Source organism: Pseudomonas sp. GW822-FHT03F08 (genome assembly GCF_058801265.1).
Genome location: NZ_JBXANC010000001.1, coordinates 126,378 through 147,034, shown reverse-complemented (window position 1 = coordinate 147,034; position 20,657 = coordinate 126,378). Strand labels below are relative to the sequence as shown.

14 protein-coding genes are annotated in these 20,657 nt (G+C 61.0%); 9 read left to right on the top strand and 5 right to left on the bottom strand.

Translation table 11 applies throughout. The features are described from left to right. Position 1: 1 nt before the first annotated feature. The 8 genes from AC1RME_RS00630 (at position 2) to AC1RME_RS00595 (ending at position 14,435) form a co-directional block, all read left to right on the top strand. Positions 2 to 532, top strand: a complete 531-nt coding sequence (locus tag AC1RME_RS00630; RefSeq protein ID WP_007959778.1) for a DUF5943 domain-containing protein — start codon at positions 2 to 4, stop codon at positions 530 to 532. 15 nt (positions 533 to 547) lie between these two features. Then, positions 548 to 2,608, top strand: coding sequence for a dimethylglycine demethylation protein DgcA (gene dgcA / locus AC1RME_RS00625; RefSeq protein WP_007959780.1), 2,061 nt, complete (start codon positions 548 to 550; stop codon positions 2,606 to 2,608). Positions 2,609 to 2,762: 154 nt separating this feature from the next. After that, on the top strand, positions 2,763 to 4,712 hold the full coding sequence (dgcB, locus tag AC1RME_RS00620; RefSeq protein WP_493090242.1) for a dimethylglycine demethylation protein DgcB: 1,950 nt from the start codon (positions 2,763 to 2,765) through the stop codon (positions 4,710 to 4,712). Further along, the gene (gene etfA, locus AC1RME_RS00615) at positions 4,712 to 5,932 is read left to right on the top strand and encodes an electron transfer flavoprotein subunit alpha (protein ID WP_493070054.1); all 1,221 of its coding nucleotides are present in this window, start codon (positions 4,712 to 4,714) and stop codon (positions 5,930 to 5,932) included. Before dgcB ends, etfA begins: the two co-directional genes overlap by 1 nt. Positions 5,933 to 5,941: 9 nt before the next feature. Beyond that, a complete protein-coding gene (etfB, locus tag AC1RME_RS00610) occupies positions 5,942 to 6,712 on the top strand; it encodes an electron transfer flavoprotein subunit beta (RefSeq protein WP_096817768.1) in 771 nt (256 codons plus the stop codon). A gap of 991 nt (positions 6,713 to 7,703) precedes the next feature. Next, a complete protein-coding gene (locus tag AC1RME_RS00605) occupies positions 7,704 to 11,156 on the top strand; it encodes an alpha/beta fold hydrolase (protein WP_493090240.1) in 3,453 nt (1,150 codons plus the stop codon). Positions 11,157 to 11,296: 140 nt separating this feature from the next. Next, positions 11,297 to 13,165 carry a c-type cytochrome gene (locus tag AC1RME_RS00600; RefSeq protein ID WP_493070050.1) on the top strand — a complete coding sequence of 623 codons (1,869 nt, stop codon included), beginning with the start codon at positions 11,297 to 11,299 and terminating at the stop codon, positions 13,163 to 13,165. Between the two features lie 25 nt (positions 13,166 to 13,190). Beyond that, positions 13,191 to 14,435, top strand: a complete 1,245-nt coding sequence (locus tag AC1RME_RS00595) for a metallophosphoesterase (RefSeq protein WP_493090238.1) — start codon at positions 13,191 to 13,193, stop codon at positions 14,433 to 14,435. Positions 14,436 to 14,484: 49 nt separating this feature from the next. Here the strand turns inward: AC1RME_RS00595 and gbca are convergent, their stop codons facing one another. Beyond that, on the bottom strand, positions 14,485 to 15,777 hold the full coding sequence (gene gbca / locus AC1RME_RS00590; RefSeq protein WP_096817776.1) for a glycine betaine monooxygenase oxygenase subunit: 1,293 nt from the start codon (positions 15,775 to 15,777) through the stop codon (positions 14,485 to 14,487). A 281-nt stretch (positions 15,778 to 16,058) separates the two neighbouring features. Here gbca and gbcB point away from each other — a divergent pair, with 281 nt between their 5' ends. Next, positions 16,059 to 17,159: a glycine betaine monooxygenase reductase subunit gene (gene gbcB, locus AC1RME_RS00585; protein WP_096817778.1), complete on the top strand. Its 1,101-nt coding sequence runs from the start codon at positions 16,059 to 16,061 to the stop codon at positions 17,157 to 17,159. Between the two features lie 67 nt (positions 17,160 to 17,226). On the opposite strand, the gene AC1RME_RS00580 is transcribed toward gbcB, so the two are convergent. From AC1RME_RS00580 to AC1RME_RS00565, 4 genes are all read right to left on the bottom strand, one after another. After that, positions 17,227 to 17,613, bottom strand: coding sequence for a hypothetical protein (locus AC1RME_RS00580; RefSeq protein WP_493090236.1), 387 nt, complete (start codon positions 17,611 to 17,613; stop codon positions 17,227 to 17,229). A gap of 370 nt (positions 17,614 to 17,983) precedes the next feature. Then, a complete protein-coding gene (locus AC1RME_RS00575; protein ID WP_493090234.1) occupies positions 17,984 to 18,469 on the bottom strand; it encodes an Hcp family type VI secretion system effector in 486 nt (161 codons plus the stop codon). A gap of 90 nt (positions 18,470 to 18,559) precedes the next feature. Continuing rightward, positions 18,560 to 19,384, bottom strand: coding sequence for an SDR family oxidoreductase (locus tag AC1RME_RS00570; RefSeq protein WP_096817785.1), 825 nt, complete (start codon positions 19,382 to 19,384; stop codon positions 18,560 to 18,562). 123 nt (positions 19,385 to 19,507) lie between these two features. After that, entirely contained in the window at positions 19,508 to 20,548 is a 1,041-nt protein-coding gene (locus AC1RME_RS00565) for a threonine aldolase family protein (protein ID WP_011336276.1), read from the bottom strand. Between the last annotated feature and the right edge of the window lie 109 nt (positions 20,549 to 20,657).

Here is a 20,657-nt window from a genome sequence, read left to right as displayed (position 1 = left end):
CATGGCCAAGATCGCCCCGCAATTGCCAATCGAAGTCGACAGCGAGACCGGTGTCTGGACCTCCGACGCCCTGCCGATGCTGTACGTGCCGCGCCACTTCTTCGTCAACAACCACATGGGCATCGAGGAAGTGCTGGGCGCCGACGCCTACGCCGAAATCCTCTACAAGGCCGGCTACAAATCCGCCTGGCACTGGTGTGAAAAAGAAGCCGAATGCCACGGTCTGGAAGGCGTCGCGGTGTTCGAGCACTACATGAAGCGCCTGTCGCAGCGCGGCTGGGGCCTGTTCAAGATCCAGGACATCGACCTCGATAAAGGCACCTGCAGCGTCAAGCTCGAACACTCAGCGTTCGTCTACGTCTACGGCAAGGTCGGGCGCAAGGTCGACTACATGTTCACCGGCTGGTTTGCCGGTGCCATGGATCAGATCCTCGCCGCTCGCGGCAGCAAGATCCGCACCGTGGCCGAGCAAGTCTACGGTGGCTCCGAAGAAGGCCACGACGACGGCCTGTTCACCGTCAAGCCGTTGTAAGTCGAGGAACCCGCCATGGCTTTCGAAGCAATGTTCCAGCCGATCCAGATCGGCAAACTGACCATCCGCAACCGCGTGCTCAGCACCGCGCACGCCGAGGTCTACGCGACCGACGGCGGCATGACCACCGAACGGTACGTCAAGTATTACGAAGAGAAAGCCAAGGGCGGCATCGGCCTGGCGATCTGTGGCGGTTCGTCCGTGGTGGCGATCGACAGCCCGCAGCAATGGTGGAGCTCGGTGAACCTGTCCACCGACCGGATCATCCCGCACTTCCAGAATCTCGCTGACGCCATGCACAAGCATGGCGCCAAGATCATGATCCAGATTACCCACATGGGCCGTCGCTCCCGTTGGGACGGTTTCCACTGGCCGACCCTGATGTCGCCGTCGGGCATCCGTGAACCGGTGCACCGCGCCACCTGCAAGACCATCGAGCCGGAAGAAATCTGGCGGGTGATCGGCAACTACGCGCAAGCTGCTCGCCGCGCCAAGGCCGGTGGTCTGGACGGCGTCGAACTGTCGGCGGTGCACCAGCACATGATCGACCAGTTCTGGAGCCCTCGCGTCAACAAGCGTACCGACGAATGGGGCGGCACTTTCGAGGGCCGGATGAAGTTCGGTCTGGAAGTCCTGAAAGCCGTGCGCGCCGAAGTCGGTGACGACTTCTGCGTCGGCATGCGTATCTGCGGTGACGAGTTCCACCCGGACGGCCTGTCCCACGAAGACATGAAGCAGATCGCCAAGTATTACGACGACACCGGCATGCTCGACTTCATCGGCGTCGTCGGCTCGGGCTGCGACACCCACAACACCCTGGCCAACGTGATTCCGAACATGAGTTACCCGCCGGAGCCGTTCCTGCACCTGGCGGCCGGGATCAAGGAAGTGGTCAAGGTTCCGGTGCTGCACGCGCAGAACATCAAGGACCCGAACCAGGCCACGCGGATTCTGGAGGGCGGTTACGTCGACATGGTCGGCATGACCCGCGCCCACATCGCCGACCCGCACCTGATCGCCAAGATCAAGATGGGCCAGATCGACCAGATCAAACAGTGTGTTGGCGCCAACTACTGCATCGACCGCCAGTACCAAGGTCTGGACGTGCTGTGTATCCAGAACGCCGCGACCTCCCGTGAATACATGGGCGTGCCGCACATCATCGAGAAATCCACCGGGCCGAAACGCAAGGTGGTAATCGTCGGTGCCGGCCCGGCGGGGATGGAAGCTGCTCGCGTGGCTGCCGAACGTGGCCACGACGTGACCCTGTTCGAGAAGAAGGAGTTCATCGGCGGGCAGATCACCACGGCCTCGAAAGCGCCGCAGCGTGACCAGATCGCCGGTATCACTCGCTGGTTCCAGCTGGAACTGGCGCGGCTGAAAGTCGACCTGCGTCTGGGCACTGCCGCCGATGCCGACACCATCATGGACCTGCGTCCGGACATCGTGGTGCTGGCCGTTGGCGGTCACCCGTACCTGGAACAGAACGAACACTGGGGCGCCGCCGAAGGGCTGGTGGTCAGCAGTTGGGACGTGCTCGACGGCAAGGTCGCGCCGGGCAAGAACGTGCTGGTCTACGACACCATTTGCGAGTTCACCGGGATGTCGGTCGCCGACTTCCTCGCCGACAAGGGCAGTCAGGTCGAGATCGTCACCGACGACATCAAACCGGGCGTGGCCATCGGCGGTACGTCGTTCCCGACCTACTACCGCAGCATGTACCCGAAAGAAGTGATCATGACCGGCGACATGATGCTGGAGAAGGTCTACCGCGAAGGCGACAAGCTGGTCGCGGTGCTGGAGAACGAATACACCGGCGCCAAAGAGGAGCGGGTGGTGGATCAGGTGGTCGTCGAGAACGGCGTGCGCCCGGATGAAGAAATCTACTACGCCCTCAAGGACGGCTCGCGCAACAAGGGCCAGATCGATGTCGAGGCGCTGTTCGCGATCCAGCCGCAACCTTCGTTGAGCAGCAACGGCGACGGTTATCTGCTGTTCCGCATCGGTGACTGCGTGGCGCAGCGTAATACCCACGCTGCGATCTATGACGCCCTGCGGTTGTGCAAAGACTTCTAAAGGCTTGCACATGACCCTGTGGGAGCGGGCTTGCCCGCGAATGCATGCTGTCAGTCATCTCTGTACCGACTGACCCAGCGCTTCGCGAGCAAGCTCGCTTCCACGGGAACACGCTGAACGTGTTTCTCCAGGCTGTACTGGTGGGAGCTTCACCATGTTGAACACCCTTCTTCCAATCCTGTTGTTCGCAGCCCTGGCCCTTGCGGTGCTGGGTGCGTTGCGGCGGGTGGCCATGTGGCGCCGGGGCCGGGCCTCGAAGGTCGATCTGATCGGTGGCCTGTTTGCCGTGCCCAAGCGTTACATGGTCGATCTGCACCACGTGGTGGCGCGGGACAAATACATCGCCAACACCCACGTCGCCACGGCGGGCGGTGCGGTGGCGTCGATCGTGCTGGCGATTCTGGTGCACGGTTTCGGCCTGCATAACCGCATTCTTGGCTACGCGTTGCTGCTGATGACGGCGGTGATGTTCGTCGGGGCGATCTTCGTTTATCGGCGTCGGCTCAACCCGCCGTCGCGGCTGTCGAAAGGCCCGTGGATGCGCCTGCCGAAAAGCTTGTTGGCGTTCTCGGCGTCGTTCTTCCTGGTGACCTTGCCGGTGGCCGGGATCCTGCCGGAGAACTTCGGTGGCTGGGTGCTGGCAGCGATTCTCGGCATCGGTGTGTTGTGGGGCGTGTCGGAACTGTTCTTCGGCATGACCTGGGGCGGCCCGATGAAACACGCCTTCGCCGGTGCGTTGCACCTGGCCTGGCACCGTCGCGCCGAACGTTTTGGCGGCGGCCGTTCCACCGGTTTGAAACCGCTGGACCTGAATGATCCGACCGCACCGCTGGGTGTGGAAAAACCCAAGGATTTCACCTGGAACCAGTTGCTCGGTTTCGACGCCTGCGTGCAGTGCGGCAAGTGCGAAGCGGCATGCCCGGCGTTCGCCGCCGGCCAGCCGTTGAACCCGAAAAAGCTGATTCAGGACATGGTCGTCGGCCTCGCCGGCGGCACCGATGCCAAATTCGCCGGCAGCCCTTATCCGGGTAAACCGGTCGGCGAACACAGCGGCAATCCGCATCAACCGATCGTAAACGGCCTGGTCGATGCCGAAACCCTGTGGTCGTGCACCACCTGCCGCGCCTGCGTCGAGGAATGCCCGATGATGATCGAGCACGTCGATGCCATCGTCGACATGCGTCGTCACCTGACCCTGGAAAAAGGCGCGACCCCGAACAAGGGCGCCGAAGTCCTGGAGAACCTGATCGCCACCGACAACCCGGGCGGTTTCGCCCCGGGCGGACGGATGAACTGGGCGGCGGACCTGAACCTCAACCTGCTCAGCGAAAAGCAGTCCACCGACGTGCTGTTCTGGGTCGGCGACGGCGCCTTCGACATGCGCAACCAGCGCACCCTGCGTGCTTTCGTCAAAGTGCTGAAAGCGGCCAAGGTCGACTTCGCGGTGCTGGGTCTTGAAGAGCGCGACAGCGGCGACGTTGCCCGACGTCTTGGTGATGAAGCGACCTTCCAGTTGCTCGCCAAACGCAATATCCAGACCCTGGCCAAGTACAGCTTCAACCGCATCGTCACCTGCGATCCGCACAGCTTCCACGTGCTGAAAAACGAGTACGGCGCGTTCGATGGCAACTACCTCGTGCAGCACCACAGCACTTATCTGGCGGAAATCATCCAGGCCGGCGCGCTGAACCTCGGTCAGCACAAAGGCAACAGCGTGACTTACCACGATCCGTGCTACCTCGGCCGCTACAACGGCGAGTACGAGGCGCCGCGCGAAGTGCTGCGCGCCCTTGGCATCGAGATCAAGGAGATGCAACGCTCCGGCTTCCGTTCGCGCTGCTGCGGCGGTGGTGGCGGGGCGCCGATCACTGACATTCCGGGCAAGCAGCGGATCCCCGACATGCGCATGGAAGACATCCGCGAGACCGGCGCCGAGCTGGTGGCGGTGGGTTGTCCACAGTGCACGGCGATGCTCGAAGGCGTGGTCGAACCGCGTCCGCTGATCAAGGACATCGCCGAACTGGTGGCCGACGCGTTGCTCGAAGACGCCGCGCCGAACAAGCCTGCCACGCCGGCCAAACGTGAACCTGCGGAGGCCCACTGATGAGCGACATTATCCGCCGCGACCCCCGCGCCGAATGGATCGCACGCAACCGTCTGCATCCGCTGCACGCGGCCATGCAACCGGCGCAACACAGCTGGATGGGGCCCAACGGGATCATCCGCAAGAACCTGCACGGTATCGGCTTCATCGGGCCGAACGGCATCAAGCGCATCGACCGCAGCGGCGCCCAGCAGGGCGGGGCGGTCAAACGCTCGGCAGCGGTCGAAGTGCAATTGCCGCTGCATCAGGTGCCGGCCCCGGCGTTCTACATCAGCGTGGTGCCCGACATGGTCGGTGGCCGCCTGAGCAGCCACGACCGTGATTTGCTCGGCCTGGCTCATCAACTGGCCGGCAGCGACGGCGCCGTGTTGGCCGTGGTCTTCGGCGAGCACAAGGAAAACGCTTTTGCCACGGCAGGCGTCGATCGCTTGCTGGTGCTGGAAGGCGAAGAATTCAGCGGTTATGCACCGGAACAACGGATCCAGGGCCTGCGCGCTGTGGATAACCAGTTCAACCCGCGTCACTGGCTGCTGCCGGACAGCCGCAGCGGTGGCGGCGAACTGGGTCGGCGCTTTGCCGCTGCACTGGGCGAACGCCCGGCCACACGGGTGTGGCAGGTCAAGGATCAGGAATGCATCGGCCGCGCCGGTGCCGGGTTGCAGGATCTCGCTCGTCCGGTGGCGCGGTTGATTCTGGCGTCCGCCGAATGCGCCGAACCGGTCAGCGAAACCCGTCACGAAGCGCTGCCGGTGGAGTTATCCACATCGGTCGCGCGCAGCCTGTCGCGGATCGAGGATCTGGGCGCGGTGGCGGTGGATCCGTCGGCGATCCCGATGGCCGAAGCCGAGTTCATCTTCTCTGGCGGCAACGGCGTCAAGGACTGGGAGCTTTTCCACAGGACCGCCGCCGCTCTCGGTGCCACCGAAGGCGCCTCGCGGGTGGCGGTGGACGATGGTTTCATGACCCGTGACCGTCAGGTCGGTGCGTCCGGCACCTGGGTCACGGCGCGGGTTTACGTGGCCGTGGGGATTTCCGGGGCGATCCAGCACCTGCAAGGCATCGGTGCCTGCGACAAGGTGGTGGCGATCAACCTCGATCCGGGCTGCGACATGATCAAGCGTGCCGACCTGTCGGTGATCGGCGAAAGCGCGGAAATTCTTCAGGCCTTGATCGCGGCGGTAGAGGCTTACCGCAACGAAGCCAAGCGCGATGCGGCTTAAGGAACGGTTATGAGCACAAAGATCATCAGTCTGGTTTCAATCGGCGCCCACCCGACCTCGGGCCGCCCGCGCCGCGCCGAACAGGACGCCCGCGCGGTGGAGCTTGGTCTGCAACTGGCTGGGGATAACCTGCAAGTGCTGCATGCCGGGGACATTGGCGAACCTGCGCTGCGCGCCTATCTGGGCATGGGCCTTACACAGATGCATGTGCTGGAACAACCGGCCGGCGCCGACGCGCTGCCGGCGTTGACCGACTATTTGCGTGACGCCGGTGCCCAGGTCGTACTGACCGGCAGCCAGGCGGAAACCGGCGAAGGTTCGGGGATGCTGCCGTTCCTGCTGGCCGAAGGCCTGGGCTGGCCGCTGGTGGTTGGGCTGGCACAGGTCGAGTCGATCAACGACGGCTCGGCGCTGGTGCTGCAAGCGTTGCCCCGTGGGCAGCGGCGCCGGTTGAAGGTACGTCTGCCGTTTCTCGCGACTGTGGATAACGCCGCGCCCAAGCCCCGGCAGAGTGCTTACGGCCCGGCGCGGCGTGGGGTTCTCCAGGCAAAAGACGTGGAAGTGGTGGACGACGAATTGCTTGCGGTGTCGACCCTGCAACCGGCCAAGCCACGGCCGAAACGGTTGAAGGTGATCAAGGCCAAGAGCGGGGCGGACCGGATGAAGGCGGCGACGGCCAAGGCCAGTGGGGGTGGGGGGCAAGTACTTAAGGGCGTGACGGCCGAGGCAGGTGCCGAAGCTATTCTCAAACTGCTGATCGAAGAAGGTGTTGTCCGCTAGAGTCCTGCATTTGACCCTCTTCCTTTGGAAGCGGGTTTTTACCCACAATCCCTGTTGGCGGATCTGTGGATAACGTGTTCGCCCATCCCTGAACCCCACGCCAACCAAGCCCTCCAGCCTTAAGATCAAAAAACAACCAGCCTAACTCGCGGTTTTTTCGAGCTTTTTCCTCAGGATCACTCCCCAAGTTGCCCCCAATCTCTGTTGGCGCTTCTGTGGATAAGATGTTCGCTATCCGCTGTAAGCCATATAAAACGTGGCTTGCGAAGAGTTGATCGAAAAACGATCAATTCAGCCTTTTGACTCGCAAGACCTCGCGTAAACCTCGATTTATCAAGGCCTCCAGCGCTTTTCCACAGATCCCGCCAAGTTACCCCCGAAGTCTGTTGGCGCTTCTGTGGATAAGGTGTTCGCCATCCTTTGCAAGCCACGCAATCCGTGCCTTGCAGACTTGTGATCAAAAAACACTCAATCGTTGCTGAAAACCCTGCTTCTGGATAAGTCACGGTTTTTCTTCACAAAACCGTCGATATTTTTCCGGGTCATCCACAGTTGTCCCCATTTGCTGTGGGTGGCTATGTGGATAACTTGTTCGCCAAACCCTGCGAGCCCCGCCGGCTATAGTCCAAACGGTAATTGATCAGATTTCATACAGTTCTAAAGCGCTGCCTTGACTTCAATCCGGCCGCTGTCTTCACTCCAATGGCACAAGGACCGCCGTCACTTATCCACATCTGGTTCAGGGAGAACGCGTGATGGATACCCAGCCACATCGCTCACCCCTCAATCCCCGCATGCTCCGCGCCTTACCGGCCCCGCTGCCGCGCAAGCGCACCTTGCGTCGTGCCGCCAATCAGCACGCCCGTCTCTAGCGAGTCGATATTGCCCACATCGCTGTACTGCCGCCGAAACCGGAGGCCAGGTGCCCGTTCGCCCATTGATTGCAGGCAACCGCAGAGTTGCCCCATCTGCCTGAGAGAGGAACCACCTCATGACACGGATCGCAACGCCCATCAGCGACATCAAGGAACACTACGACGTGATCGTCATCGGCTCCGGGTATGGCGGCGGCATTGCCGCTTCGCGGTTGTCCCGGGCCGGCAAAAAGGTGTGTCTGCTGGAACGCGGTCGGGAAATCCAGCCCGGCGAATACCCCAACACCATGATCGCTGCGACCGAAGAATTGCAGGTGAATGACCCGGACGGCCACATCGGCTCGCGCACCGGGTTGTTCGATCTGCACGTCAACGCGCAGCAGAACGTAGTGGTCGGCTGTGGCCTGGGTGGCACGTCGCTGATCAATGCCAACGTCTCGCTGGAACCTGAGCCCGGCGTCTTTGACGACCCGCGCTGGCCTCAGGAGGTGCGCGAACACCGCGACACCCTGCTCAAGGACGGTTACGCCCGCGCCCGGGAAATGCTCAAACCCAATCCTTACCCGAATACCGCGCCGACTTTGCCCAAGCTCGACGCCAACAAAAAATCCGCGGATTTCCTCAAGCAAGGCGCGCACTTCTACAAGCCGCCGATCAACGTGACCTTCGACAAACTGCCGAACAACCTCAACCACGTCGGCGTCGAGCAACTGCCGTGCAACCACTGCGGCGACTGCGTTTCGGGCTGTAACAACAAGGCCAAGAACACCACGCTGATGAACTACCTGCCGGACGCCTGCAATCACGGCGCCGAGATCATCTGCCAGGCCCAGGTGCGGCATCTGGAGCGCGATGGCGATGGCTGGATCGTGCACTTTCAGTACCTGGACAGCGGTCGCGAGAAATTCGACGCGCCGACGCTGTTCGTGAAGGCCGACATCGTCGTGGTGTCCGCCGGCACCCTCGGTTCAACCGAGATTCTGCTGCGCTCGCGGGACAAGGGCCTGGCGATGTCCGGGCAGCTCGGCGAGAACATGAGCGGCAACGGTGACATCCTCGGCTTCGGCCACAACTGCGAACAGACCATCAACGGCATCGGTTTCGGCACGCACCCGGCCAAGGAAATGAAACCGGTCGGCCCGTGCATTACCTCGATCATCGACATGCGCACCGAAGGCGACTGGCGCAGCCGCATGGTCATCGAGGAAGGTTCGATCCCCGGCGCGCTTGGCCGGCCGATGGTGCCGGCGATGGCCGGGTTTGCGGAGCTGATCGGCAAGCCCACCGACGACAGTTTCAGCGGCAAAGTGAAGTACAAGGAGCGCGAGGCCGAAAGCTTCCTGCGCGGCCCGTACTACGGCGCGCTGCACAACATGCAGACGTACCTGATCATGAGCCACGACAGCGGCCAGGGCCGTATGGTCCTCGACAGCAAGGATCAGCTGCGCATCGACTGGCCGGGTGTCGGCGAACAGGAAAACTTCAAGATCGGCAACGAACGCCTGCACCAGAGCACCCAGGCGCTGGGCGGGATCTGGGTCGAGAACCCGATCTGGACCAAACTGCTCAAGCACAGCATCGTCTCGGTGCATCCGCTGGGCGGTTGCGTGATGGGCAAGGACGCCGGGCAAGGCGTGGTCAACCACAAGGGCCAGGTGTTCAGCGGCGCCAGCGGTACCGATGTCTACGCCAACCTGTATGTGACTGACGGCGCGGTGATTCCGACGTCACTGGCGGTCAACCCACTGCTGACGATCTCCGCCGTCAGCGAGCGCAACATGGGCCTGCTGGCCGCCGATCGTGGCTGGCACATCGACTACACGCTGCCGTCGGCGCCGCGCAAACAGACCGCGCCGCCGACCCTTGGCGTGCAGTTCACCGAAACAATGAAAGGCTATTTCTCCCGGGCCTTCACTGCTGCGCAAAGCACCGACCTCAAGGTTTATGAGGCGGCCGCCAAGCGCGGCGAGGCGGATAATTCGCCGATCGACTTCACCCTGACCATCACTGCCAACGACCTCAACCGGATGATCAAGGAACCGGAACACGCCGCGACCATTGTCGGTACGGTGATCGCCCCGGCGCTGTCGCCGGAGCCGCTGACCGCCAGCAACGGCGTGTTCAACCTGTTCGAGCAATTCGAGCAGCAGGTCGACACGCGCCACATGAAATACGACATGAAGCTGACCGCCGAGGACGGCAGCGACTATTTCTTCAGCGCGTTCAAGACCGTGCCGGAAGACAACGGCGTGCTGAACATCTGGCACGACACCAGCACCCTTTACGTGACGCTCTACCGTGGACCGGACAAGTCGGGCGAGGTGATCGGTTCCGGGGTGATGCATATCCATCCGGCCGATTTCGCCAAGCAGATGACCACCATGAAAGTCCTCAATGCGCGCAACGAGCGCGAGCGCATCGAAGGGCTGGCGCGGTTCGGCAAGTTCTTCGCCGGGATTCTCTGGGAGAGTTACGGCGGGGTGTTCGCCGGTGACAAGTACTTCAATCCCGACGCACCGCCACGCTTGAAACGACCGCTGGATGCGCCGACGCCGGCTGTGCATTTCTTCCCCACCGAGGATGGCGTGGAACTGCGCCTGAGCCGCTATCAGGCCGGCAGCAAAGGCCCGGTGATGCTGGTGCATGGCTTGGGTGTGGGCTCGAATATCTTTTCCACCGACACCATCCAGACCAACCTGCTGGAGTTTCTGTGCAAGCACGACTACGACGTGTGGCTGCTGGATTTCCGGGTGAGCATCCTGCTGCCGGCCAGCAAGAAGGAATGGAACGGCGATCAGATCGCCCAGTACGACTTCAAGGCCGCCATCGGGCAGATCCAGCAGCAGACCGGCGCGAAGGACGTGCAATGCGTGGTGCATTGCTACGGCGCGACGACGTTCTTCATGTCGTTGCTCGCCGGTTTGCAGGGCGTGCGTTCGGTGGTCTGCTCGCAGATTGCCGCCGACACGGTGGTCGCGACCGCAACGGGCTTGAAGGCTGGTCTGCACCTGCCGGGCATGCTCGATGCGATTGGTGTGAAGTCGATGACGGCCTACGCCGACAGCAAGGAGAACTGGTTCAACAAGCTCTACGACAAGGCCCTTAACGGCTACGCGCGGATCGAAGCCCAGGGCTACTGCACCAACCCGGTGTGCCACCGCATCACCTTCATGTACGCCTCGCTGTACCGCCACGACACCCTCAACGAGACGCTGCATGACAACCTGCACGAACTGTTCGGCGAGTCGAACATCGAGACCTTCGAGCACCTGGCACTGATCGTGCGCAAAGGACATCTGGTGGATTTCAGGGGCAACGATGTGTACATGCCGCACTTCGACCGGTTGACCATGCCGATCTGCTTCATCAGCGGCGCGGAAAACCAGTGCTATTTGCCGGAGAGCACGCTCAAGACCTATCAGAAGGTTTGCGAGAAGCATGGGCCGGAGCGTTATAGCCGGCATGTGGTGCCGGGTTACGGCCATATCGATTGCATGTTCGGCAAGAACGCGGTGGTCGATGTGTATCCGATCATCCTTGAACACCTGGAGAAAACGGCCCTCGGCTGACTTGAAACCGAGTCGGCTGCAATCGCGAGCAGGCTCGCTCCCATCAAGGCGCACCGCCATCAAGTGTGGGAGTCGGCTTGCCAGCGATGGCGGGGTATCAGGCGCTACACCTCTCCAGTCTGCACAAGGAAATGGATGACATGGACAGCTACATCCGCTGGTTTCAACGTTTCATCTGGCTCGGCATTGCGATGAACATGGTGTTCGCGATCCCGGCGCTGTTCGCGCCGGGGTTGCTGACATCGGTGGTTGGCCTGCCGCCGCAACTCTCCGACCCGTGGCTGGAAAACGCCGGGATGCTGCTGGTGGGCATCAGCGTGTTCTACATGCCGTCGGGCTTCAACGCGCCGCGCTATGTGGTGCATTCCTGGTTGTGTGTGCTGACGCGGCTGATCGCCGTGGCGTTCTGGATCTACCTGATCAACACCAGCAGCCAGGGCTCGGTGTTCGTGCCGATGCTGATGGGTGACCTGAGCTTTTTCCTGATCCTCGGCATCCTGCTGTACCTCGGCACCACCCCGGAAAACCGCCCCCTTGCCCTGCTCTGTGACGGCTGGCGCGAATGGCGGGCGGCGTGGGCGCGGCATTGGCAGAGCCACGCGTTCAAGGTCGGCACGCTGGTCGTGGTCGCGTTGCTGGGGTTCATCGGCTACGAGACCTGGTATCAGATGCTGCGCGTGGTGCCGGAGCAGGAATATGCCTCCGACGAAGATCACTACAAATACGCGGCCATTGGCCTGGGCATCGAAGCGCGGATCCCGTATTACCTGTTCTCCGTACTGCCGCAGATGTGCCCGGAAAAAATGCCGAAACCTGGCGGCTGGGAAGTTTTCGGTTTCTTGTTCGAAAACGGCAAGGACCTGCCGATCGGCATGGCCAAGCGGCAGATCGGCTACCCGACCGTCGAGCCGAACTGTGCGCTGTGCCACACCGGCTCCTACCGGGCGAATGCCAGTGATGTCGCGGTCAATGTGCCGAGCGCACCGGCCAACACCCTGCAACTGCAAGCCTTCCAGTGGTTCGCCTACGATTGCGCCAGCGACCCGAAATTCACCACCGACGCGGTGATGGCGGCGATCAACAGCAAGTTCCAGCTCGGCTTTTTCGAGCGTATCTACAACCGTTACCTGATCATCCCGATGGCCAAGACCGCGCTGCTCAAACAGAAGCAGGCCTATGCCTGGCAGAAGCTGCGTCCGCCACAGGGGCCGGGGCGTACCGACACCTTCAACCCGACGAAAATGGTGGTGTTCGGCTTCCCGGATGACTCGACCATAGGCACCGTGGACCTGCCGCAAGTGTGGAACCAGAAACCCCGGGAATCGATGTACCTGCACTGGGACGGCAATAACAACAAGATCCACGAGCGCAACTACGCCGCTGCGATGGCGGTGGGTGCGACGCCGGAGTCGGTGCTGCCACCGAGTTTCAATCGCGTGACCAACTGGCTGCTCGGGCACAAGGCGCCGGCGTGGCCGTGGGCACTGGATCAGGCCAAGGTCGCCCAAGGCAAACCGATCTGGGAAACCAATTGCGCCGGTTGCCACGACTTCGGTCGCGTCGACACCGGGCAGGTCACCACCAACATCGACCAGCTCGGCACCGATCCACATCGACTGGACTCGTTCACTGTCGGGCTGGTGGCGGCGTTCCACACCTTCAAGAAACCGCCGTTCGATTTCGGCGCCTACCGCAAGACCCAGAGCTACAGCAACACGCCCACCGACGGCATCTGGCTGCGCGCGCCGTACTTGCACAACGGTTCGGTGCCGACCCTGTGGGATTTGCTGCAACCGCCGGAAAAACGTCCGCAGGTGTTCGTCACCGGCTCCGATGTCTACGACCCGGTCAACGTCGGCTTCGTGACCAGCGGCGCGCAGGCCAAAGCCTCGGCGGACTTCAAGTACGACACGCGCCTGGAGGGCAATCACAACACCGGTCACCTGTATGGCACGACGCTGTCGGACGACGACAAGCGCGCGCTGATCGAATTCATGAAAACCCTGTGAACCCCTACGGATAGAGGATTACGTCATGTCGGCAGTCGGTCATCTGAAGCATGAATACGACAAGGTCAAACTGCGTCTGCACGGCCTGTTTACCCGGGTGGAAATGGCCTGGATGAAGCTCATCAGCGAACTGGAGCCCGAGGAGTTCCAGGCCATCATCAAGTTGCTCCAGCGGGGTCACGATCAGGCGCAGTACGTGCTCAAGCACGGCGAGTTGCCGGACGACGTGCCGGCCGTGCCGTGGGAGTTATCCCACGGTCTGTCGATCCTGCGCATCGGCAACGCGACGCCGTTGCCGCAATCACCCGATCAACTACAGACCACGGTGCTCAAGGACGGCACGCTGCTGGGGTGTCGCAAGTGGGAGCTGCTGGATCTGCTGTGGAGCGAGGCGCTGCTCAAGTGGATCGAAAACCTGCGCCATCACGCGACCTTCGGCACCGATCCTGCGCTGGTGACAATGGAGCGCGAAGTGACGCTGGCGATTGCCGGCGACTGGGGCACCGGGCCGTTCAACAGTCATGCGCCAGCGGTGTCGGTGGCCAACCAGATGCAACTGGCCAACGCCGACTTCACCATTCACCTGGGGGATGTCTATTACGCCGGTACCCATTCCCAGGAAGACACCGACATGGCCGGCTGGCCGATGGGCACCCACGGTTCGTTCACCCTCAATTCCAACCACGAGATGTACAGCGGCGCCCACGGTTACTTCAAGGAACTGGCCACGCGTTTTCCGGGGCAGCAGGGCACCAGCTACTTTGCCCTGATCAACGACGACTGGCTGATTGTCGGGCTGGACACGGCGTACGCCTCGGATGTCATGAACCTGTACATGGACGGCACCCTGAACAAGCCGCAGATCGAGTGGATGAAAAGTCTGCCGAAACGCAAAAAGCTCATGGTGCTCAGCCACCATCAGGGCTTCGACATCACCGGGCACAACAAGACCGCGCTGTATCAACCGGTGTGCGATGCACTGGGGCGCGAGCCGGATTACTGGTACTGGGGACATCTGCACAACGGTATCGTCTATGCGCCACAGGGCGGGTTGCATGCGCGATGCGCCGGGCACGGGGCGATTCCCTACGGCACCACCAGTGAACTGAACGGGCATTCGGGGGTGCTGTTTTCGGAGACGCAGGATGCGAAGGACCCGGACTATCCGCTGCGGGTGTTGAATGGCTACGCGAAGATCAGGTTGGTGGGGGAGGAGATTTTCGAGGAGTTTATCGGTGAGGATGGATCTGTGAGGTGGTCATCGAAGTGACCTGTTTGATCGTTCCCGCGCAGGACACGGGAACGATCAATGACGCGAATCAACCCTGAACCGGAACACCTTTGAGATACGGCGCTGGCTCGGCTCCGAGGTTGCTCAGCAACCGCTCGCTGTACCAGTCGACGAAGTTGACCACACCGAACTCATAGGTCTTGGAGTAAGGCCCAGGCTGGTACGCGGTGGAGTTGATCCCGCGCTGGTTTTCTTCGGCCAGACGACGGTCCTGATCGTTGGTCGCGTCCCACACCTGGCGCATGCGCTCGACGTCGTAATCCACGCCTTCGACGGCATCCTTGTGCACCAGCCATTTGGTGGTGACCATGGTTTCCTGGGCGCTGATCGGCCACACGGTGAAGACGATGATGTGGTCGCCCATGCAGTGGTTCCACGAGTGCGGCAGGTGCAGGATGCGCATCGAGCCCAGGTCCGGGTTCTTGATCCGGCCCATCAGCTTGGCGCAGCCCTGTTTACCGTCCAGGGTCATCGACACGGTGCCTTTAAGCAGCGGCATGCGCACGATGCGGTTGCGCAGGCCGAAGCTGGCGTGGGCGTAAGGGATCTTCTCGGCTTCCCAGGCTGCAGCGGAGTCGGCGACGTGATCCTTGAACGCCTGGTCGGCGCGCGGGTCGGTGACGTCGTCCCACTCCAGCAGGGTTTTCAGCAGTTCCGGGTGCGACGCGTTGCAGTGGTAGCACTCGCGGTTGTTTTCCAGCACCAGTTTCCAGTTGGCCTTTTCCATCAAGGTGGTGGTAATCGCCACCTTGGTGTTCTCCATGTCGTACGGTTCCATGTAGTGGTTCAGCGTCGACAGGAAGTCATCGATGGCCGGCGGGTTCTCTGCCAGGCTGATGAAGATGTAGCCGCCGGCGGTCTTCACGTTCACCGGTTTGAGGCCGTACTGGTTCATGTCGAAGTCGGCGCCCATCTCGGTGCCGGCGAACAGCAGGCGGCCGTCCAGCTCATACGTCCACTGGTGGTAGTGGCAGACCAGTTTGGCGACCTTGCCCTTGTCGCTGGTGCACAGGCGTGAGCCACGGTGGCGGCAGACGTTGTGGAACGCGTGCACCACGCCTTCGGCGCCGCGGATCACGATGATCGGGTTCTTGCCGATCTGCAGCGTCAGGTAGTTGCCCTTGGCCGGGATCTCGCAGGTCATGCCGGCGATCAACCACTCTTTCTGGAAGATCTCCTGCATGTCGATATCGAACAGGCGCTCGTCACTGTAGAACGGTTGCGGCAGCGAGAAGGTGCGCTCGCGCTCTTGCAGCATTTGTGCGGTGGCCTTGCGTGCGGGTTCCAGCGGGTCGCCCAGGCTGATTTTTGCGGTGTCCATCGATGTAATCCTCAAGGCCATCTGCGTGGCCGCGAAAGTGGCTGATCAGGGTTGCAGCGCAAGGTGTAAAGAAACTGTTTGTGTTGGGGCGAGTGTGGGGCCGCCGCAGGCGAGAACCTTATCCATGGGCGACATGGTGCAATCTGTTCCCGACGCGCAACCCCCGGTGGTTGGGGGCTGGTCGCGATAAGTATGTCAATGTCGCGGATAGGTAAACGGGGCGTTCGCGCTATACGCAGAATCGCCACATGAAGGCCGACAGTCGGCCGTGGAGAACAAGCATGTCCAACAGCTTCCTGAATCCGGTCACCACTCAGACCTGGGCCAATGGCCGACACATTGTCCGTTGCGTCAAAGTCATCCAGGAAACCTGGGATGTGCGCACCTTCTGCTTCATGGCCGACCAGCCGATCCTGTTCTTCTTCAAGCCCGGGCAGTTCGTTACCCTGGAGCTGGAAATCGACGGCCAGCCGATCATGCGTTCGTACACCATTTCCAGCTCGCCGTCGGTGCCGTACAGCTTTTCGGTGACCATCAAGCGCGTACCGGGGGGCAAGGTGTCCAACTGGCTGCACGACACGCTGCATGAAGGCCAGGAACTGGCGGTGCACGGGCCGGTCGGGTTGTTCAACGCCATCGATTTTCCGAGCCCTAAAGTGCTGTACCTCAGCGGCGGTGTCGGCATCACGCCGTGCATGTCCATGGCGCGCTGGTTCTACGACACCAACGGCAACGTCGACATGACGTTCATCCACAGCGCCCGCTCACCGAAAGACATCATTTACCACCGCGAGCTGGAACACATGGCGTCGCGAATCGACAACTTCAGCCTGCACCTGATCTGCGAGAAACACGGGCTGGGCGAGCCGTGGGCCGGCTATCGCGGCTACCTCAACCACAAGATGCTGGAACTGATGGTGCCGGACTTCCTCGAGCGCGAAGTCTTCTGCTGTGGCCCGACGCCGTACATGACGGCGGTCAAGCGCCTGCTGGAAAACGCCGGCTACGACATGAAGCGCTATCACGAAGAATCCTTCGGCGCCACGCCACCGGAAGCCCGTGCCGATGCGGTGGAACAGGCCGAACAGGCAGCAGAAGCACCGGAAGTGCCGGCGGCGGATCTGCATCTGGTGGAGTTCACCTCTTCGGACAAGAGCATTCGCGTGGCACCGGGTGAGACTGTGCATGCGGCGGCTGCCAAGGTTGGGCTGATGATCCCGAAAGCCTGCGGGATGGGGATCTGCGGGACGTGCAAGGTGCTCAAGCTGGGTGGCGAGGTGGAGATGGATCACAACGGCGGGATCACCGAAGACGACGAGGCGGAGGGGTACATTCTTTCTTGCTGCAGTGTGCCGAAGGGGGATGTGCGGATCGAGTATTGAATTCAGTTTGCAGGCTTGGGGGCGATCTCCCATAGGGGAGATCGTATGAAGTCATTTGTTGCTGTTTTTAAATAACTTCGAATGCGGCGAGAAGTCCAAAGAATAAAAAAGTGAATCCGGAAATTCTCTGACATTTATATAGTGTAAGCAGCGTGCGTTTGAAGTCTGGCGGAAAATTTTTAATATCTTTTGCGCTCAGCTTCCCTTGATAAATGTAGATTTCGGGACGCTTCAGGAAACTAAAAATTTCCCCCATCATGTAGATGCGCCCCCGCATGCCTCCACGCCATAGCATCATAAGGCCTCCAGCGATCGAGCTGTTTTGAAGGCTGTTCATTATTAGTTCTATTTTTGTTTTTGCGATATACAACGAGATGCAGTTGATTGTTATGAGTGCGGCGAAGTTTATGATGTTTAGAATGATGAATGCACCTCTTGCAGTTTCAAAGTTCATTGGGTTTTCTCGTAAATCAACTCTCCGGCGATCTCGCCGCCTTTTTCGCCCATATAGCCGACCGTAAAAAATCCAGCTCCCGCAACCACTATCCCGCACAGTGCCCCACCGACTCCCGCACTGGATACCCCGAGTGCTACGCAGATTGTCGTGGCAGTACTCGCACCCAAGGCAGAGCCGGCAACTCCACCCAGGAAACTCCCCGCCTCGGTATATTTCACTTTTTCGCATGCCTTGGCACTCTGGTTCGTACAAACTTCTTGAACCTTTATTGCCGACGCCCCACCGCCTAAGGCTGTACCAATCCATCCTCCATATTTCACGTATTGCGATGCTTTGGTGACGGCCTGAAGGTCATGTGGTCGAGGGTTCAATCCTGGCTGCCCCACGAGGTATAGCCGGTGGTGCCCGCAATGTGGTGTACCCAACTGATGCCGCGGTAACGAATGGCCAATTGTTCTTGGGGTTGGGCGTCGTTTTGCAGAATGACGTGGGGCATCTCCTGCGAGAGTTCGGCGAGAACGGCCCCATCGAGGGCGATCGAATAAAACTTTTCCTGCTGACCTTGAGGCGAGGTTCGATAAAGGCTGATTGTGCATTCGAGTTCTTCGTAGTTCGAATGCGCCTGAGCCAGCAATGGGGAAGATTTGTCGACCGCTTTGGTGATGATGACCGGCTGGTGGACGGCTTTGCCGAGATTGTTGTCGCGGCGCATTTCATGGCTCAAGGCGAACACCATGATTTCATCGGTATGGGCTTTCTGGTATTTGTTGCCGACCGATTCCGGGGTCGAACATCCCGCTGAAATAAGGCCTTGAGTCTTGCCGGTGATGGTCATGTAGGCAGGGTTCGCCATAGTCAGCACTCCTCGAAAAAGGAGCAGGCAGTCTATGGCGAGGTCTGTTTGGTTTATGTAGGGCCTGGCGTAGGTTGTTTCTGAAAATGTTCAGTCGATAAACAGATCCGTCATCAACTTCGCGTCACTCTTCGGTTCAAACCGATAGTGATCGAATTCGCTCACGCCGCTTTCGCGCAAGATCTCCTCATCAATCAACAACCGCCCGGTAATCCGTCGCCCGCTGCTGTCCAGAATCACATGCGCCGCATCCGCCATGATCGCTGGCGTGCGCGCATGCTTGAACGACTCACGATTGCCCAGCTGAAACTCGATCGCGGCCGTGGCGATCATGGTCTGTGGCCACAGCGAGTTGACGCTGATCCCGTAGTTGGCAAATTCTTCGCTCATCCCGACAGTCAGCATGCTCATGCCGTACTTGGTCACGGTGTAGGGGCTGTATTGCGCGAACCATTTGCTGGCGAGGTTCAGCGGCGGTGACAGGTTGAGAATGTGCCCGGAGGATTTCTTCAGATAGGGCAGGGCCGCCTGGCTGCACAGCAACACCGCACGGGTGTTGATCTGGTGCATCAGGTCGAAACGCTTGAGTTCGATATGTTGAACACCGGTCAGTTTGATCGCCCCGGCGTTGTTCACCAGTGCATCAATGGCGCCGAAATGTTCGTTGGCCTGGGCCAGTGCCTGGCGCACGGCCTCTTCATCGCGCACATCCAGTTGCAGGGCCAAAGCCTTGCCACCGGCCGCTTCGACTTCCGCTGCGACGCTGTGGATGGTACCGGGTAGCTTGGCATGCGGTTCGGCGCTCTTGGCGGCGATCACGATGTTGGCCCCGTCCCGCGCGGCCCGTAGCGCAATCTCGCGCCCGATGCCACGGCTGGCGCCGGTGATGAACAGGGTTTTGCCTTTTAGCGACATGCGGATGCTCCTGCTTATTGTTATGTGAGCGATGGCTCGACAAACAATGTAGACGATGGAGCTGAAGCGGGAGGCAGAGGTGAGCTGTGGCGGGGAGCTGGCTCCCGCGCCACGGGGAGGGGATCAGGCCGACATGACTTCGCGGATGTCGCGCGCCAGTTCGCGCACGCGTTCTTCTTCGGTATCCCACGAGCACATGAAGCGGGCGCCGCCCTTGCCGATGAAGGTGTAGAAGCGCCAGCCGCGAGCGGTCAGGGCGGCGATGGCCGGTTCCGAAAGTTGCAGGAACACGCCATTGGCCTGGACCGGGAACATCAGTTCCACGCCCGGGATGTCGCTGACCAGTTCGGCCAGCAGTTGCGCGCAGTGGTTGGCGTGGCGGGCGTATTTGAGCCAGGCGTCGTTTTCCAGGATGCCGACCCACGGGGCGGACAGGAAGCGCATTTTCGAGGCCAGTTGCCCGGCCTGTTTGCAGCGGTAGTCGAAGTCTTCGGCCAGTTTGTGGTTGAAGAACAGGATCGCTTCACCCACCGCCATGCCGTTTTTCGTGCCGCCGAAGCACAGCACATCGACGCCGGCCTTCCAGGTCAGGTCTGCCGGCGAGCAGCCGAGGAACGCGCAGGCGTTGGAGAAACGCGCGCCGTCCATGTGCAGGTTCAGGCCCAGTTCCTTGCAGGTGTCGCTGATGGCGCGGACTTCTTCCGGGGTGTAGACGCTGCCGACTTCGGTGGCCTGGGTCAGGGTCACCACGCGTGGTTTCGGGTAGTGGATGTCCTGGCGCTTGAGGGCGACTTCGCGGATCGAGGCCGGGGTGATCTTGCCGTTTTCAGTGCCGGCGATCAGCAGTTTCGAGCCGTTGGAGAAGAACTCCGGGGCGCCGCATTCGTCGGTTTCGACGTGGGCGGTTTCCGAGCAGATCACGCTGTGATAACTCTGGCACAGCGACGACAGCGCCAGCGAGTTGGCGGCGGTGCCGTTGAAGGCGAAGAACACTTCGCAGTCGGTCTCGAACAGTTTGCGGAAATCATCCGAGGCGCGTGCTGTCCACTCATCGTCGCCATAGGCGCGCTGGTGGCCGTGGTTGGCCTGTTCCATGGCAGCCCAGGCTTCAGGGCAGATACCGGAGTAGTTGTCGCTGGCGAATTGTTGGCTCTTGTCGGTCATGGCCGGCTTCCGTGATCGAGGCGCTTGTGGCGCTTCGTGGGGTCAATGATGGTGCGCACTTTACCGAAGATCATCCGGGGAGCACACGGGATGTCGCTGACAGAACATT